We start from the raw sequence: 16,579 nt of genomic DNA, 5'->3' as shown, positions 1-16,579 counted from the left end.
GCTGGATCGTTCGGGATCTCATCGGGATCTCATCCCTGGGTCTTCTTGATGGCTTCGCGCAGCACCTGGCGGTCGTCGAAGGGACGGACGACGCCGGCGATGTCCTGGCCCTGCTCGTGGCCCTTGCCCGCCACCAGCACCGTGTCGCCGGGCTCGGCCCGGGCGACGGCGGCGGCGATCGCGGCGGCCCGGTCCTCGAAGACCTGCACCTCGCCGCGCTCGTGCGCGGGCACGGACGCCGCGCCCTGGAGCATGGTGGCGAGGATCGCGAGGGGGTCCTCGGAGCGGGGGTTGTCGGAGGTCAGTACGGCGGTGTCGGCGAACCGGGCCACGGCGGCGCCCATCGGCTCCCGCTTGGTGGTGTCCCGGTCGCCGCCGCAGCCGAGCACGGCGTGCAGCTTGCCCTCGGTGACCTTGCGCAGGGCCCGCAGGACCGACTCGACGGCGTCGGTCTTGTGGGCGTAGTCGACCACCGCGAAGAAGGGCTGGCCCTCGTCCACGCGCTCCAGGCGGCCCGGCACGCCCGGTACGGCGGCGACGCCGTCGGCGGCGCTCTGCGGGTCGAGCCCGGCGGCGGCCAGGGCGACGATCGCGGCGAGGGTGTTCGCCACGTTGAAGGGCCCGGCCAGCGGCGACTTGGCGGTGATCCGCTCGCCCTTCGGCCCGAGCACGGTGAACGTCGAGTCCAGCGGGCCGACCTCGACCTCGTCGGCGCGCCAGTCGGCGTCCGGGTGGCCCTCGGCGGAGTAGGTGACGACCGGGACGGTGGCCTCGTTGGCCAGGCGGCGCCCGTACTCGTCGTCCACGTTGACCACGCCGAGCCTGCTGCGCTTCGGGGTGAAGAGCTGCGCCTTGGCCTGGAAGTAGTCCTCCATGCCGGAGTGGAACTCCATGTGCTCCGGGCTGAGGTTGGTGAAGACGGCGATGTCGAAGACGCAGGCGTCGACGCGGCCGAGCACCAGGGCGTGGCTGGAGACCTCCATGGCGACCGCCTCGGTGCCGCGCTCGCGCATCACCGCGAACAGCGCCTGGAGGTCGGTGGCCTCGGGCGTGGTGCGCTCCGACTTGATGCGCTCGTCGCCGATGCGCATCTCGACCGTGCCGATCAGCCCGGTGGACTTCGCCGTGCGCAGGCCGCCCTCGACGAGGTAGGCGGTGGTGGTCTTGCCGGAGGTGCCGGTGATGCCGATCTGGAGCAGGTCGCGGCCGGGGTGGCCGTAGATCGTGGCCGCCAGCTCGCCCATCCGCGCGCGCGGGTCGTCGACGACGAGGGCCGGCAGACCGGCGGCGGCGGCACGCTCCGCGCCGGCCGGGTCGGTCAGCACCGCGGCGGCGCCGAGGCCGGCGGCCTGGGTGACGAAGTCGGCGCCGTGCAGACGGGCTCCGGGAAGGGCGGCGTACAGGTCACCGGGGCGGACGGCGCGCGAGTCGTGGGTGATCCCCGTGATCTCGGCGGAGCCGTCCGGCGCGGGGACACCCAGCTGATCGGCGAGTTCCGCGAGGGGTGTGGCGGAGATCCGCACCGGCCGGGGCGGTCCCGGGTATGTCACGGGGTGGCCCTTCTGGGTGGTTTGGGACTGATCAGGGTGTGGCACGGCGGTGAGCGTACCGGGAGTACCCGCCTCCCGGCGAAGCGAGGGCTGGGGCGGGGCCTGGGGGGCTCTCTGGTTCCCGGGGTCGGGGGTGATCGTTGTCACGGGTGGTTCCTGGTGGCTCGGTACTGAATCGGCGCTGGTTCGGTACGGCTCGGTGCGAGGGGGCGGTACGGCTCAGGGTTTGAAGGTGACCGGGAGCCTCGCGGGGGCGGCCCCGGTCGGCGGGACCTGAAGGGTCTTCAAGGCGAACTCCATGACCTGCTTGTAGATGGGGCCGCAGATCTGGCCGCCGAAGTAGCTGCCCTCGGTGGCGTTCTGGATGGCGCAGTAGACGGTGACCCGGGGCTTGTCGGCGGGGGCGAACCCGGCGAAGGACGAGGTGTAGCCGCGGTACTTGCCGGTGGCCGGATCCACCCGGTTGGCGGTGCCCGTCTTGCCCGCCACCCGGTAGCCGGGGATGCGGGCCTTGGTGCCGGTGCCCTCCTCGTCGTCGACGACGGACTCCAGCATCTGCGAGAGGGTCTTCGCGGTCTTCTCGCTGGTCACGCGGGTTTTCTTGGGTTCCGGGGCCGGAGTGAAGCGTCCGTCGGCGCCCTTCGTGCCGCGGACCAGCGTGGGTTCGATGCGGACGCCGCCGTTGGCGACGGTCGAGTAGATGGAGGCCGCCTGGAGCGCGTTCACGGAGACGCCCTGGCCGAAAGGGATCGTGTACTGCTGCGAGGTCGACCACTGGTCGGGCGGCGCGAGGATGCCCTTGGTCTCGCCGGGGAAGCCGAGTCCGCTGTAGCCGCCGAGGCCGAACTTGCGCAGGTAGGAGTAGAGCACCTTGTTGGCCTCGGCCTGGGTCTTGCCCAGCTCACCGGTGGCCATGATCGTGCCGATGTTGCTGGACTTGGCGAGCACGCCGTTGAGTGTGAGGTACCAGGTCGGGTGGTCGATGTCGTCCTTGAAGAGCCGGTCGCCGCGCTTGAGCCGGTTGGGGACGGTGATGTGGGTGCCCGGCGTGGCGACGTTCTCCTCCAGCACGGCCGCCATGGACAGCACCTTGGCGGTGGAGCCCGGCTCGAAGGCGTCCTGGAGCGCGGCGTTGCCCAGCGCCGCGGGGTCGGCGTGGGCGAGGTCGCCCGGGTCGAAGCCAGGCGAGTTGGCCATGGCGAGGATCTCGCCGGTGGTGGTGTCCTGGACGATGACGTAGCCGCCGTCCGCCTTGGACTTCTCCACCTGCTCGCTGATGGCGTGCTGGGCGGCCCACTGGATGTCGCGGTCGATGGTCAGCTCGACGTCGCTGCCCGGCACGGCGGGCGTCTCGGTGGAACCGGCGGTGGGCACCTGGCGCCCGCCGGACTGCGCGTAGCGGATCTTGCCGTCCTCGCCGGCCAGCGTCTTGTCCAGCTTCCGCTCCAGGCCGCCGCCGCCCTTGCCGTCGGCGCCGACCCAGCCGAGGATGCCGGCGGCGAGGTCGCCGCCCGGGTACACCCGCTTGCTGCTGGGGTCGGCGAAGACGCCCGCGAGCACGTTGACCGTCGACTTGTCGGTCTCCGCCTTCGTGGTGAGCGCGGTCTTCAGGTCCTTGATCTGGTTCCAGACCTGGGGGGTCTGCCGGCGCGCGAGGCGGACGTAGCGCAGTTCCCTGTTCTTCGGGCGGAGCACCTTGGCCAGCTGCTCCTGGTCCTGGCCGAGGATCGGCGCGAGGAGCGCCGCCGCCTGCTCGGGTCCGTCGTCGACCTTCAGCTGCTCGCGGGTGAACATCGTGGGGTCGGCGGTGATGTCGTAGGAGTCCACGGTGGTCGCCAGGGCGACGCCGTTGCGGTCGGTGATCCCGCCGCGTTCGGCGGGCAGGGTGTGCACGACGTAGCGGTTCTGCTCGGCCTTGGCCGAGTAGGTGCCGGCGTCGACGGCCTGCACCTGGAGGAGCCGTACGACGAACGCGGCCAGCACCAGGGTCAGTGCGAGGCCGATCATGCGCAGCCGGGGGCGCGGGCTGCCCAGCCGGAAGGCGCGGGGCGCCGGGCGGGACGGTCCCGGCCTGCGGGTGGGCCGGGCGCCGGGTCCCGGGCGGCGCCCGCCGCCGGGGCGGACGGGCCTCGCGGGTCCGGGCACCCGGCGGCGCGGCGGTTCCCTGTCGGACACTTCCGTCACCTGCCGGGAGTCGGGGTCGGGGTGGGCGGCGCCGCGGTGGTGGGGGTGGCGGCTGTGCCGGACGGGGCCGCGGTGGGGGCCGGGCCGGAGGGCTCGGTGTAGGGGGACGGTGTGACCGTGGACGCGCCGGCGGACGTCGAGGCCAGCGCCTCGGGGGCGAGGACGAGCGGGGTGGCCGCGGCGGGGGCGGGGCTGGGCACGCCCTTGACGGTGCCGTCGGGGTCGAGGAAGGCGGGGTCGCCGCCGGGCACCATGCCCAGTTCGCGGGCGCGGCGCTGGAGGGCCCGGGGGGCGGAGTAGGCGTCGATGTCCCGCTGGAGCGCCTGTTCCTCGTCGGTGAGCTCCTTGGTCCGCTGCTTGAGGTCCTCCAGCTGGAAGGAGCCCTCGCTCAGGGCGGAGTTCAGCACGAGGAGCCCGATGAGGCCGCCGCCGAGCAGGACGACGACCAGGAGGACGAACGGCGCCCGGGCCGCCTGGCCCCGAGGCCCGCCGGTGGGCAGGAGCCGGGCCAGCCGGGCCGCCCTGCCCTTCAGTTCGGGTTTCCTGCTCACACGCCCTCCCCTAGGGGGTGTCGTCCGCACCGGTGCCCGGCCTGCCTCGCTCGCTCCGCCCGAGGGACTCCCTTCACCCGAGGGACTCCCTGATGCGCTCGGCGCCGCGCAGCCGTGCCGGTGCCGCGCGACGGTTCTCGGCGATCTCCTCCTCGGTGGGGAGTTCGGCACCGCGGGTGAGCAGCTTGAGCCGCGGTGCGTACTGCTCGGGGACGACGGGCAGGCCGGGCGGCGCGGTGTTGGCGGCGCCGGCCGCGAACACCTGTTTGACCAGCCGGTCCTCCAGCGAGTGGTACGACAGCACGGCGATCCGCCCGCCGACCGCGACGGACTCGACGGCGGCCGGGATCGCCCGCTCCAGGACGGACAGCTCGCCGTTGACCTCGATGCGCAGGGCCTGGAAGGTGCGCTTGGCCGGGTTGCCGCCGGTGCGCTTGGCGGCCTGCGGCAGCGCCGCGCGGATCAGCTCCACCAGGCGGGCGCTGTTGGTGAACGGCTCCTTCTCCCGCTCGCGCACGACGGCGGACACGATCCGCTTGGCCTGCTTCTCCTCGCCGTACGCCCGCAGGATGCGGACGAGTTCGCCGGGCGGGTAGGTGTTGAGGACCTCGGCGGCGCTCATGCCGGTGCTCTGGTCCATCCGCATGTCGAGCGGGGCGTCCTGGGCGTAGGCGAAGCCGCGGTCGGCCTCGTCGAGCTGCATGGAGGAGACGCCGAGGTCGAACAGCACCCCCTGGACACGGGGGACGCCGAGCCGGTCGAGCACGTCGGGCAACTCGTCGTAGACGGCGTGCACGAGGGTGGCGCGTCCGCCGTACGGGGCGAGCCGCTCGCCGGACAGGCGCAGGGCCTCCTTGTCGCGGTCGAGGGCGACGAGCCGGACCTCGGGGAAGCGTTCGAGGAGCGCCTCACTGTGCCCGCCGAGCCCCAGCGTGCAGTCGACGACCACGGCTCCCGGCTCCTGGAGGGCGGGTGCCAGCAGGTCCAGACACCGCTGGAGCATCACCGGGACGTGTCGACTCTGGCTCAAGTGGGGCGGCCTCTCAGGTCCGGCGCGGCGTCACGCACTGCCGGGTCCCCTCCCGCTCGCATCTGAAGGGGAGGCCTGCCGGCGCCAAAAGCGTCGGCCGGCCAGGAGCGGGAGGAGGCCGAGCCGTACGTACGCGCCGCGCACGTGGGGAGATCTGGCGGGACGTCGCCCAGGTCTCCGGGGAATTCAGTCCAGCAGGGAGGCCTCGCCTCCCGCTTCGCGTCACTTTAGTCCACGGTGTCGCCCGGTCAATCAACCGGCCTGCGCGTCGCGGACACCGGTGTCAGCAAACCGGCATCGCACGGCTTTTCACTCGTACGGCCGCGATCCCGCCACCCTGTGGGTTGGCTCACAACAAGCGTCGATGACGTTCTTTGTCCCGCTTCACAGCGGGCCACGGGCCGGGACGGCCAGTAACGTCATGGATATGACGACTTCTGCATCGGTACCCGCCGCCTCCGAATCCGCCACAGTGGCCGACCACACGGTCACCGACCGACTCGTCGAGGCGAACGAACGCTACGCCGCGGCGTTCGCCGACCCCGGCATGGACGCCCGTCCCGTACAGCGCGTCGCCGTCGTGGCCTGCATGGACGCCCGCCTGGACCTGCACGCCGCGCTCGGCCTGAAGCTCGGCGACTGCCACACCATCCGCAACGCGGGCGGTGTCGTCACCGACGACGTGATCCGGTCCCTGACGATCAGCCAGCGGGCGCTCGGCACCCGCAGCGTGGCCCTCATCCACCACACGGGCTGCGGCATGGAGACCATCACCGAGGAGTTCCGGCACGACCTGGAGCTGGAGGTGGGCCAGCGTCCCGCGTGGGCGGTGGAGGCCTTCCGGGACGCCGACCAGGACGTGCGGCAGTCGATCGAGCGGGTGCGCACCTCGCCGTTCCTGCTGCACACCGAGGACGTGCGCGGTTTCGTCTTCGACGTGAAGACCGGGCTGCTGCGCGAGGTCGACCCCGCCTGATCCGGCGGCCCGCCCCGACGATCCCGCCGTGCAAGCTCCGCAAAGGCCGTAAGCGCCGACATATCGCGGCCAGTTGTCCACAGGCGAGTGACACGAATCGGTAACGGCGGCAAGAATGCGGGAAGTGGTGTCGCGCGGAACTTTTTCGGCGCGGTGTCCGTGATTGGGGTGGGCCGGTCCGCGGTGCGGGGCCGGCCGGCAAGTTGGGGTACCTCCACTTCCCAGGGAGTGCGGGGAAAGGCCGAGGAGGGCCGGGTGACGACCTATGACGATCAGGCGAGCCGTGGAGGCACCGCCGCGCGAGCGTACGGAAGCGTGGGGGAAGATCTGACCGCCGTGGTCGAGCGGGTCCGCGGTTCGGTGGAGGACGTGATCGAGGGCAAGCCCGAGGTCGTCCGGCTCTCGCTGACCGTGCTGCTGGCCGAGGGGCACCTGCTGATCGAGGACGTGCCGGGCGTCGGCAAGACCATGCTGGCCAAGGCGCTGGCCCGGTCCATCGACTGTTCCGTGCGCCGGATCCAGTTCACGCCGGACCTGCTGCCCTCGGACATCACCGGGGTGTCGATCTGGGACCAGCAGCGGCGCGACTTCGAGTTCAAGCCGGGCGCGATCTTCGCCCAGGTGGTGATCGGCGACGAGATCAACCGCGCGTCGCCGAAGACGCAGTCGGCGCTGCTCGAGTCGATGGAGGAGCGTCAGGTCACCATCGACGGCCAGACCTACGAGCTGCCCAGTCCCTTCATGGTGGTGGCGACGCAGAACCCGGTCGAGATGGAGGGCACCTACCCGCTTCCGGAGGCCCAGCGGGACCGCTTCATGGCCCGGGTCTCCATCGGCTATCCGAGCCCGGAGGCCGAGTTGCAGATGCTCGACGTGCACGGCGGGGCCAGCCCGCTGGACGACCTCCAGCCGGTGGCGCACGCGCACGACATCCTGAAGCTGATCGAGGCGGTCCGCGGCGTCCACGTGGCGGATCCGGTCCGGCGGTACGCGGTGGACCTGGTCGCCGCCACCCGCACCCACCCGGACCTCAGACTCGGTGCCTCGCCGCGTGCCACCCTGCACCTGCTGCGCGCGGCGAAGGCGTCCGCCGCCCTGGGCGGCCGGGACTACGCGCTGCCGGACGACGTGCAGGCCCTCGCGGTCGCCGTCCTGGCCCACCGGCTGCTGCCGACCGCGCAGGCCCAGCTCAACCGCCGCACCGCCGAGCAGGTCGTCCAGGAGATCCTGCAGCGCACCGCGGTGCCCGCGGAGCCCCAGCAGCAGACGGGCTTCGGCGTGGGCCGCGGCACGTCGGCGTACGGTCAGCAGCCGCCGCGGAGGCTGTGATGGACGCCGGGGGGACGGACCGGTCCGAGGCCGACGGGGGCGAGGGCGGCGGCATCCGGACCGCCCTTTCCGGTCTGACCACCCGCGGACGCTCCTTCCTGGCCGCCGGCATCGCGGCCGCGGTCTGCGCGTACGTCCTGGGCCAGAGCGACCTGCTGCGCGTCGGGCTGCTCCTGGGCGCCCTGCCCCTGGTCTGCGCGGCCGTGCTCTACCGCACGCGCTACCGGGTCGCGGGCAGTCGCCGGCTCTCCCCCGGGCGGGTGCCCGCGGGCAGCGAGGCCAGGGTGCACCTGCGCGTCGACAACGTCTCCCGGCTGCCCACCGGTCTGCTGATGCTCCAGGACCGGGTGCCCTACGTACTCGGTCCGCGTCCGCGCTTCGTGCTCGACCGGGTGGAGCCGGGCGGTCGCCGCGAGGTGTCCTACCGGGTCCGCTCCGACCTGCGCGGCCGCTTCCCGCTGGGCCCGTTGCAGCTGCGCCTGACCGACCCGTTCGGCCTGTGCGAGCTGACCCGCTCCTTCTCTACGTACGACACCCTGACGGTGATCCCGCGGGTGGAGGCGCTGCCGCCGGTGCGGCTGAGCGGTGAGGCGAAGGGGTACGGCGAGGGACGGCAGCGCTCGCTCGCCCTGGCCGGTGACGACGACGTGATCCCGCGCGGGTACCGCTACGGCGACGACCTGCGCCGCGTGCACTGGCGCTCCACCGCACGCTACGGCGAGCTGATGGTGCGCCGCGAGGAACAGCCGCAGCGGGCCCGCTGCACGGTGCTGCTCGACACCCGGGTGGTGGCCTTCGAGGGCGCGGGCCCCGACTCGGCCTTCGAGTGGGCGGTGTCCGGCGCGGCGTCCGTGCTGGTGCACATGCTGGAGCGGGGCTTCTCCGTCCGGCTGCTCACCGGCAACGGCGACGCGGTGCCGGGCGAGGGTGCCGACGGCTTCGCGGGGGCGAGCCAGGGGACGGCCGACGCGGCCGGTCTGATGATGGACACCCTCGCCGTGATCGACCACTGCGACGACACGAGTCTGTCGCGGGCGTACGACATGCTGCGCGGCGGGAACGAGGGGCTGCTGGTGGCGTTCTTCGGCGACCTGGACGAGGAGCAGGCCACGGTGGTGGCGAAGATGCGGCAGCGGGGCGGCGGCGCCGTCGCCTTCGTCCTGGACAGCGAGACGTGGGCCCGGGAGCCGGCCGACGTGCCCGGCCCGTCGGCCGGAGGCGACGAGCGGCTGCGGATGCTCCGCGAGGCGGGCTGGACCGCCGTGGCGGTCCCCCGGGGCGCCACCGTGGAGGAAGTGTGGCGCCTGGCCGACCACGAACGCACCACCCTCGCGGCGCCGGCCGGCGGAGAGGGGGCGTGATGAGCGGGCGCGCGCGGTTGGCGGTGTGTGCCTGGGCGGCCACGTTGATGGCGGCCTGTGCCTTGTTGCCGTTGGTGGAACCGGCCACGTGGATCCTCCAGGCGGCGGTCCTGCTGGCGGTGCAGTCGGGGGTGGGCGCGGTGGCCCGGCGGGTGCCGCTGGCCCGGCCGCTGACCATCGCGGCGCAGGCCCTGGTCACGCTGGTACTGCTGACCCTGGTCTTCGCCCGGCAGCAGGCGCTCGCCGGGCTGGTCCCCGGCCCGCAGGCCTTCCAGCGCTTCGCCGACCTGCTCCAGCAGGGCGGCGACGACATCGCCCGGTACGCGATCCCGGCGCCGCTGGAGTCCGACGGCATCCGGCTGATGCTGGTCGGCGGCGTCCTGGTGATCGGGCTGCTGGTGGACGCCCTCGCGGTGACCTTCCGCAGTGCCGCCCCGGCCGGCCTGCCCCTGCTCGCCCTCTACTCGGTGGCCGCGGGGCTGTCCGAGGGCGGCGCCGACTGGCTCTGGTTCCTGATCGCGGCGGTCGGCTATCTGATGCTGCTCCTGGCCGAGGGACGTGACCGGCTCTCGCAGTGGGGCCGGGTCTTCGGCGGCTCCCCGCGCCCACCGGGCCCGGAGCAGGGGCGCGCCCTGGCCCCGGTCCGCACCGGACGGCGCATCGGCGCCTTCGCGCTGGGCATCGCGCTGGTGGTGCCGCTCGCCCTGCCCGCGATGGACGGCGGGCTGCTGGACGGCGCCGGCGGCGGGGTGGGCTCCGGCACCGGTGGCGGCGGCACGATCTCCGCGGTGAACCCGCTGGTCTCCCTGCGGGACAGCCTGAACGTCAACGAGGACCGCCAGGTCCTCTCCGTCCAGACGGACTCCGAGGACCTGTCCGACCTGTACCTGCGCATCGTGTCCCTGGACGACTTCGACGGCACCACCTGGAAGCCGTCCAAGCGGCGCATCACCGCCGTGCCGGACGGCACGTTCCCCACCCCGGTGGGGCTCGGCCCCGACATCAAGCGCACGGAGTCCCGGGCCCTGATCTCGGCCGCGGACTGGTACGCCCAGGACTGGCTGCCGATGCCCTATCCGCCCAGCGGCGTGCGCGTCGCGGGCAACTGGCGCTTCGAACCCGTCGGCATGACCCTGGTCGGCGACCACGGCCAGAACACCCGCGGGCTGAAGTACGAGGTACGCAGCCTGAACGTGCAGCCGACCGCGGAGCAGCTCGCCGCGGCGCCGCCGCCGTCGGCGGCCCTCACTCGCGAGTACACGGAGCTGCCGGACTCGCTGCCCGACGTGGTCTTCCGGACCGCCCGCGAGGTCACCGCCGGCGCCGCGAACCCCTACGAGCAGGCGGTCAAGCTCCAGGAGTACTTCGCGGTCAACGGCGGCTTCGAGTACGACACCCAGGTCAAGGTCGGCAGCGGCTCGGAGGCGATCGCCCGGTTCCTGAAGGACAAGGAGGGCTTCTGCGTCCACTTCTCCTTCGCCATGGCTGCGATGGCCCGTTCCCTGGGCATTCCGGCCAGGGTCGCGGTCGGCTTCGCGCCGGGCTCCCCGCAGGCGGACGGCTCGGTGTCGGTGGGGCTGCGGGACGCGCACGCGTGGCCCGAGGTGTACTTCGAGGGCGTGGGCTGGACCCGCTTCGAGCCGACGCCGACGCGTGGCTCGACCCCGTCGTACACCATCACGGACCGGCCGGGCAGCTCGGTGCCCGACCCGGCCGTCCCGTCGCAGAGCGCGCAGGCGGAGCCGTCCGCGGCGCCCTCGTCGAGCGACACCTGCGCCCCGCAGGACAAGAAGCTGGACGCCTGCTCCAACGAGTCCGCGGTGGCCGTGCCCGTCACCGGCGACGACGGACCGAAGTGGTACGCGCTGCCGGCCTGGGTCCTGGCCGGGCTCGTGGTGCTGCTGCTCCCGCTGGCACCGATGCTGTGGCGGCTGCGCGCCAGGGCGGTACGGCTCGGGGCGCACGGCCGGGGGGCGGCGGACGTCGGCCCGCACACCCTCGCGGTGTGGCAGGAGCTGACCGACGCCGCGTGGGACCTCGGCATCCTGCCCCAGGAGTCGCAGACCCCGCGCAAGGCGGCGGCCCGCATCGTCCGGCTGGGCAGGCTCGAGCCGACGGCCGCACAGGCGGTGCACCGGGTCGCGGACGCCGTGGAGCAGGTCCTCTACGCGCCCCACCCGCGCCCGGCGGCGGGGCTGGCGGAGGACGTGCGGCTGGCGACCGCCGGGCTGCGGGCCGCGGTCGGCCGCGGAACGCGGCTGCGCGCACGGTTCGCCCCGCGTTCGGCCATCCGGGTGACCTGGACGGTGTCGGCCCGGTGGACGGCCCTGAAACGGCGGGCCGCGGCCGCCCGGCCCCAGTGGCGCAGGACGTCGGACCAGCAGGGCTGAGCCGAACGGGCGCCGGCCCCCGCGGGTCGGCGCCCCGGCCGGTGTCTCGGGGCGCCGACGGGCGCTCATGGGTACGCGTGAGGGGGTGACCACCCGGACGGTGGTCACCCCCTCACGCGCATGTGCTGGTGAGCGGCTGCTCGGGCGGCGCTACTGACCGCCCTGCTGCTCGTCCCTGCGGCGCTGCCAGCGCTCGTCGATGCGGTCCATCATCGAGCGTTTCTGTCGTCCTTGGCGGCGCGCGGCCTGCGGTCCGGCACCGGCCGCCTGCTGCTGCTCGCCCGGTTTGGGGGCCTTGCGCCAGCCGGTCACGGCGAGCACCGCGCACCCCAGCATGACCAGGAAACCCACCACGCTGAGCCACACCTGCTGGGCGACCATACCGGCCATGAGGAGCGCAATACCTACAAGGAAGCCCGCGACCGCCTGGTAGACCCGTCGCCGGGTGTACGTACGCAGCCCGCTTCCCTCGAGCGCTGTCGCGAACTTGGGATCTTCGGCGTACAGCGCTCGCTCCATCTGCTCGAGCATGCGCTGCTCGTGCTCCGAGAGCGGCACGGAGTCCTCCTCATCGTGCAGTCGCCGGGGCGACCCGGGGGGTCCCTTCAGGATAGGCAGGGAATCGCCCCCGTGAAACCCGCCCCTCTGCGCCAATTGACCAACCGGACTCCGTCATGGCCGTACCGGCTCGCTGAAGTTCCCATTCCCCAGCGGCCGACCCGTCATGCCGGGCCGTCTCCCTCGATCATACGGCGACTGCCCCCCGTTCGGGGGGCCTGTGGCGTACTCCATCTGCAGTCGCGTCCCTGATCAGCGCCTTACCCCACCGGGCGCTCAGGCCTCGTCGGTCCCTCGCGTCTCGCCGAGCACATGGAGCTGGGTGGCCACGGAGTGGAACGCGGCGAGTTCGGCCGCCGCGGCCTCCAGCTTCAGCAGGGCGTCCATGGCACCGGGCTCGGTGTCCACCAGCACGCCGGGAACGAGGTCGGCGAAGACCCGTACCCCGTGCACGGCACCGATCCGGAGCCCGGCGGCCTCGACCAGCCCGGTGAGCTGCTCGGCGGTGAACCGGCGCGGCACCGGGTCACCGGTGCCCCAGCGGCCGTCCGGGTCGTCCAGGGCCTGCCTGGCCTCCGTGAAGTGGCCGGCGAGGGCGCGCGCGAGCACGGCCCCGCCCAGGCCCGCGGCGAGCAGGCTGAGGACGCCGTCCTCGCGCAGCGCCGCCACCGCGTTGCGGACGCCCTCCGCGGGGTCGTCGACGTACTCCAGGACGCCGTGGCACAGCACCGCGTCGTACCCGCCGCGCTCGGCCACGTCGAAGAGGCCGCGGGCGTCGCCCTGGACACCGCGCACGCGGTCGGCGACACCTGCCTCGGCGGCCCGGCGCTCCAGGGCGAACAGGGCGTTGGGGCTCGGGTCCACGACGGTGACGCGGTGGCCGAGTCCGGCCACGGGCACCGCGAAGTTGCCGCTGCCGCCGCCGGTGTCGAGGACGTCCAGCGTCGGCCGGCCCGTAGCCTTCACCCGGCGGTCCAGCGCGTCCTGGAGGACGTCCCAGACCACGGCGGTGCGCAGCGCGGCCCGGGAACGCGAGGGCTCGGAGCGCGAGGCGGCCGTGTGCGGCCGGGGGTGGGAGGCGGGCGGGCGCATCGGGTCCGACACGGCAGTTGACTCCTCGGCGCGGCACCGCCTCGGACACGGGCGGAGCGAACGGGCTGCCGCCCCCGCCCGGTGCGGGGAGGGGGAGGCTTCAGGCGACTCCCACCCTATTGCCTGCGCCGCGCGCACCGGGCACCCGTTCGCCTCCCGCTCAGCCGGCGTCCGGCAGGTCCCGGCCCGGGTGACCGGCGTCGGAACGGCGGGGCCGCTCGGAGCCCCGGCCCGGCGGCTCCGTGTCGGCGCGGGGCTGGGGCAGGACCGGCTGGAGGACCAGCATCCGCTCCACCAGGCGCAGGAACATCGCCACGTCGCGTATCAGGTCGTCGGCGTCCCGGCTGCCCGCCGCGCCCCGGATGCCCGCCTCGGCGCGTGCCCGGCGCCGCGCGCCGGAGGCGAACAGCGCGCTCCACTCGGACAGCTCGGGCGCGATCTCGGGCAGCACCTCCCAGGCGCTGCGGATGCGGGCCCTGGCCCGTGGGCCGGTCTCCGGGCGGCCGCGCGCGGCCAGCACCGCGGCGGCGGTGCGCAGGGCGGCGAGGTGGGCCGTCGCGTAGCGCTCGTTCGGCGTTTCGAGGGTGGTGGCCTCCTCCAGCCCGGCCCGGGCCTGGGCGAGCAGGTCGAGGGCGGCGGGCGGGGCGGTCGTGCGGCGGAGCACGGGGTGCACGTCGCTCGCCGGTCCGGTCAGTGAGGGTGCAGGGCCGGCGGCGCGGCGCCGCCGGGCGGCGGCTGCGGACGAGTGGGCCATGACGATCCTCCTGTCGTCTCCGTGACGGCACGTCCTGGCAGGAGGTGCCGTATGTGCCCATCGTGAGGTATGGCACTGACAATCCGTTCTGACCTGGACTTTCGATTCGATCGGCCGTTCGGTTCGGGTCGTGCGCGGGCCTGCGGTGACGCCGCCGTGCGGGGTGCTGTGAGAATCGGGACCATGGAAAGCAGCAGCACCGCCTCGCAGAGCGGCAGCCGTCGCGAGGCCACCCGGCAGAAGCTCTACGAGGCGGCGGTCACCCTCATCGCCGAGCAGGGCTTCTCCGCCACCACCGTGGACGAGATCGCCGAGCGGGCCGGGGTCGCGAAGGGCACGGTCTACTACAACTTCGCCAGCAAGTCCGTCCTCTTCGAGGAGCTGCTGCGGCACGGTGTCGGCCTCCTGACCGCCTCGCTGCGGCAGGCGGCGGAACGGACCGCCCGGGAGGGCCGCGGCCGGGTCGACGCCCTGGACGCGATGATCCGCGCGGGGCTCGTCTTCATCGACCGCTACCCGGCCTTCACCCAGCTGTACGTCGCCGAGCTGTGGCGCACCAACCGGGCCTGGCAGTCCACGCTGCTGGTGGTCCGGCAGGAGGCCGTGGCGGTGGTGGAGGGCGTCCTGCGCGAAGGCGTGGCGAGCGGTGAGTTCAGTGAGGACATCGACGTGCCGCTGACCGCCGCCGCGCTGGTCGGCATGGTGCTGGTGGCGGCGCTGGACTGGAAGGCGTTCCAGCCGGAGCGCTCGCTCGACGACGTGCACGCCGCGCTGTCCCGGCTGCTCCAGGGACGCGTGAGCGGCCGGGGCTGAGCCTGCCGGGGCGGAGCTGCCGGGGCCGACCGGCGGGCGGGGTGGCGGTGCACGAAGAACGCCGGTCCGTGGCGGCCGCGTCCCCCGCGGGCCGCCGTCGGACCGGCGCCTTCTCCTGCTCCCCCGTACGTCCCCGCGTCGGGACTCCCGTCACCGGTCGTCCCTCCGGGCTCCCCCGTGTCTCGCTCCCGCCGGCCCCGGCCGGCGGAAGGAGCGGATCGCGGGCCCGGCTCCGTTCCGGCGCCCCGTGCCGCCGGTACCGGAGCCGTGCCCCTCTCCGTGTCTCCACTCTCTCGTCCACGCCAGTCGCGGCCCATCCGCGCGCGTACTCATCTGCCGCACTAGGTACGGCTACTCAGTCCTGCGCACCCGGCCCCACGGCGCGGCGCCGCCGACCGGTCACCTGGACGTCCGTTCCGGTGCTCAGCCCTCGCACGGGGGTGTCGGTGGCGGCGGATAAAGTCCCTGGCATGGCACGGATTGCGGTGATCGGCGCCGGGATGGGCGCGATGGCGGCGGCCGCCCGGCTGGCCGTCGCGGGCCACCGGGTGGTGGTGTACGAGCGGGCGGGGACCTACGGCGGAGCACTGGGCCGTGTCGAGCGGGACGGGTTCCGCTTCGACACCGGCCCCGGCCTGCTCCCACTGCCCGCGGTCTGGCGCGATCTGTTCGTGAAGACCGGCAAGGAGCCGCTGGAGTCCCGCGTCGAGCTGGTCCAGGTCGACCCGTCGTCCCGGCACGTGTTCGCGGACGGCACGGAGGTCTCGCTGCCGAACGCCTCGCGGGCGGGTGTCGTCGCGGCCCTGGACGCGGCGCTCGGTGCGGGCGCGGGGCGGCGCTGGGGCGACTTCCTGGTGCGGGCCCGGGAGACCTGGGACCGCACGCGCCGTCCCCTCCTGGAGGAGCCGCTGTGGCCCGACTGGCGGGTGCTGGCCGAGCGCGAGCCCTATCCGGCGGTCCCGCACAAGCGGCTGCTGCGCACCCGCCGGGCCGGCACGCTCGCCGAGGTCGGCGCGTGGGAGCTGCGCGACGCCCGGCTGGCCGCCCTGCTGGAGAGCCACGCGCTCGCCCACGGCCTGGATCCCCGCACCGCCCCGGCGAACGCCGCGGTCCTGCCGTACATGGAGTACGCGTTCGGGGTCTGGTACGTGCGCGGCGGCGGTCTGCGGGAGCTGGCGCGGGCGGTGTACGAGCGGTGCCTGGCCCGCCGGGTCGAGTTCCGCTTCGGGGCCGAGGTCACCGGGATCGTCGAGAAGGACGGCCGGGTGGCGGGCGTGGAGCTGGCCGAAGGGACCGTGGTGGAGGCCGAGTTCGTCGTCTCCGGCGTGGCGCCGGGCGTGCTGGACCGCCTGTGCGGCGGGGCACCGGTGCGCGGTGGGGGCGAGGTGCCGCCGCAGCGCGGTGGGGCGAGCCGGCTGACGGTGCTGCTGGCCCTGCGCGGCAGCCGCCCGGCGGGCACGGCGCACCGGACGGTGGTGCACGCGGCGGACCGCGAGACGGAGTTGGACCGCCTGTTCGGCGCCGCTCCCGGGATGGCCGCGCGGCCGACCGTCACCGTGCTGCGGCCCGACGACCCGGCGCTGGTCCCGGACGCGGACCACGAGGCGGTGACGCTCAGCGCGGTGGTGCCCGCCCTCGGCGGTGCGCCCGACCGGGCCCCGGCCGAGGTGTTCGACCACTGGGCCGGGCAGTTGACGGAGGTCGCCGAGCGGGCCGTGCCCGGCCTGCGCGACCGCCTGCTGTGGCACGAGGTGCGCACCCCGGCCGAGGTCGCGGCGGACACCGGCGCGGCGGACGGGGCGATTCCGGTGCCGTCGCTGGCGGGCGCCGACGGACGGCTGCTGCATCCGGCGAACGGCACCAGCACGGACGGCCTGTTCACCGTCGGCGGCTGGTCCCACCCCGGCGGGGGGCTGCCGCACGCGGGCATGTCGGGCGCGCTGGTCGCCGGACTCGTGGTGGAGGGGCCGGAGTTCCGCGGCTCCCAGTGA

Annotated in this window: 13 protein-coding genes; 6 read left to right on the top strand and 7 right to left on the bottom strand. The window is 74.1% G+C overall.

Annotation, left to right across the window (positions count from 1 at the left end):
• Window positions 1-29 precede the first annotated feature (29 nt).
• The 4 genes from Sru02f_RS08505 to rsmH all read right to left on the bottom strand — a co-directional run bounded on the left by Sru02f_RS08505 (window position 30) and on the right by rsmH (window position 5,315).
• Window positions 30-1,550: a UDP-N-acetylmuramoyl-L-alanyl-D-glutamate--2,6-diaminopimelate ligase gene (locus tag Sru02f_RS08505; RefSeq protein WP_109031824.1), complete on the bottom strand. Its 1,521-nt coding sequence runs from the start codon at window positions 1,548-1,550 to the stop codon at window positions 30-32.
• A 219-nt stretch (window positions 1,551-1,769) separates the two neighbouring features.
• Entirely contained in the window at window positions 1,770-3,734 is a 1,965-nt protein-coding gene (gene ftsI / locus Sru02f_RS08500) for a cell division protein FtsI (protein WP_109031823.1), read from the bottom strand.
• Window positions 3,731-4,285: an FtsB/FtsL family cell division protein gene (locus tag Sru02f_RS08495; protein ID WP_167469520.1), complete on the bottom strand. Its 555-nt coding sequence runs from the start codon at window positions 4,283-4,285 to the stop codon at window positions 3,731-3,733. Before Sru02f_RS08495 ends, ftsI begins: the two co-directional genes overlap by 4 nt.
• Before the next feature lie 73 nt (window positions 4,286-4,358).
• Entirely contained in the window at window positions 4,359-5,315 is a 957-nt protein-coding gene (gene rsmH / locus Sru02f_RS08490; RefSeq protein WP_109031821.1) for a 16S rRNA (cytosine(1402)-N(4))-methyltransferase RsmH, read from the bottom strand.
• Between the two features lie 427 nt (window positions 5,316-5,742).
• Between rsmH and Sru02f_RS08485 the strand changes: the two genes are divergently transcribed.
• The 4 genes from Sru02f_RS08485 (at window position 5,743) to Sru02f_RS08470 (ending at window position 11,371) form a co-directional block, all read left to right on the top strand.
• Window positions 5,743-6,291, top strand: coding sequence for a beta-class carbonic anhydrase (locus Sru02f_RS08485; RefSeq protein ID WP_003976722.1), 549 nt, complete (start codon window positions 5,743-5,745; stop codon window positions 6,289-6,291).
• A gap of 255 nt (window positions 6,292-6,546) precedes the next feature.
• Window positions 6,547-7,620 carry an AAA family ATPase gene (locus Sru02f_RS08480; RefSeq protein WP_373103421.1) on the top strand — a complete coding sequence of 358 codons (1,074 nt, stop codon included), beginning with the start codon at window positions 6,547-6,549 and terminating at the stop codon, window positions 7,618-7,620.
• A complete protein-coding gene (locus Sru02f_RS08475; protein WP_164270942.1) occupies window positions 7,620-8,981 on the top strand; it encodes a DUF58 domain-containing protein in 1,362 nt (453 codons plus the stop codon). Before Sru02f_RS08480 ends, Sru02f_RS08475 begins: the two co-directional genes overlap by 1 nt.
• Window positions 8,981-11,371, top strand: a complete 2,391-nt coding sequence (locus Sru02f_RS08470; RefSeq protein WP_167469519.1) for a transglutaminase TgpA family protein — start codon at window positions 8,981-8,983, stop codon at window positions 11,369-11,371. Before Sru02f_RS08475 ends, Sru02f_RS08470 begins: the two co-directional genes overlap by 1 nt.
• A 150-nt stretch (window positions 11,372-11,521) precedes the next feature.
• Here Sru02f_RS08470 and Sru02f_RS08465 read toward each other — a convergent pair whose 3' ends face one another.
• The 3 genes from Sru02f_RS08465 to Sru02f_RS08455 form a co-directional block, all read right to left on the bottom strand.
• The gene (locus Sru02f_RS08465) at window positions 11,522-11,929 is read right to left on the bottom strand and encodes a spore wall synthesis complex protein (protein ID WP_011028137.1); all 408 of its coding nucleotides are present in this window, start codon (window positions 11,927-11,929) and stop codon (window positions 11,522-11,524) included.
• A 276-nt stretch (window positions 11,930-12,205) separates the two neighbouring features.
• Window positions 12,206-13,033 (bottom strand): methyltransferase, encoded by an 828-nt coding sequence (locus Sru02f_RS08460; RefSeq protein ID WP_174855069.1) that lies wholly within the window; start codon window positions 13,031-13,033, stop codon window positions 12,206-12,208.
• 148 nt (window positions 13,034-13,181) lie between these two features.
• Window positions 13,182-13,775: an SAV_6107 family HEPN domain-containing protein gene (locus Sru02f_RS08455; RefSeq protein WP_159107540.1), complete on the bottom strand. Its 594-nt coding sequence runs from the start codon at window positions 13,773-13,775 to the stop codon at window positions 13,182-13,184.
• A 183-nt stretch (window positions 13,776-13,958) separates the two neighbouring features.
• Here Sru02f_RS08455 and Sru02f_RS08450 point away from each other — a divergent pair, with 183 nt between their 5' ends.
• Window positions 13,959-14,588: a TetR/AcrR family transcriptional regulator gene (locus Sru02f_RS08450; RefSeq protein WP_011028140.1), complete on the top strand. Its 630-nt coding sequence runs from the start codon at window positions 13,959-13,961 to the stop codon at window positions 14,586-14,588.
• Window positions 14,589-15,058: 470 nt separating this feature from the next.
• Window positions 15,059-16,579 carry a phytoene desaturase family protein gene (locus Sru02f_RS08445; RefSeq protein ID WP_109031817.1) on the top strand — a complete coding sequence of 507 codons (1,521 nt, stop codon included), beginning with the start codon at window positions 15,059-15,061 and terminating at the stop codon, window positions 16,577-16,579.

The sequence above is a fragment of the Streptomyces rubrogriseus genome, assembly GCF_027947575.1.
Taxonomy (GTDB): Bacteria; Actinomycetota; Actinomycetes; order Streptomycetales; family Streptomycetaceae; genus Streptomyces; species Streptomyces rubrogriseus.
This window is presented reverse-complemented; position numbering and strand designations above follow the sequence as displayed.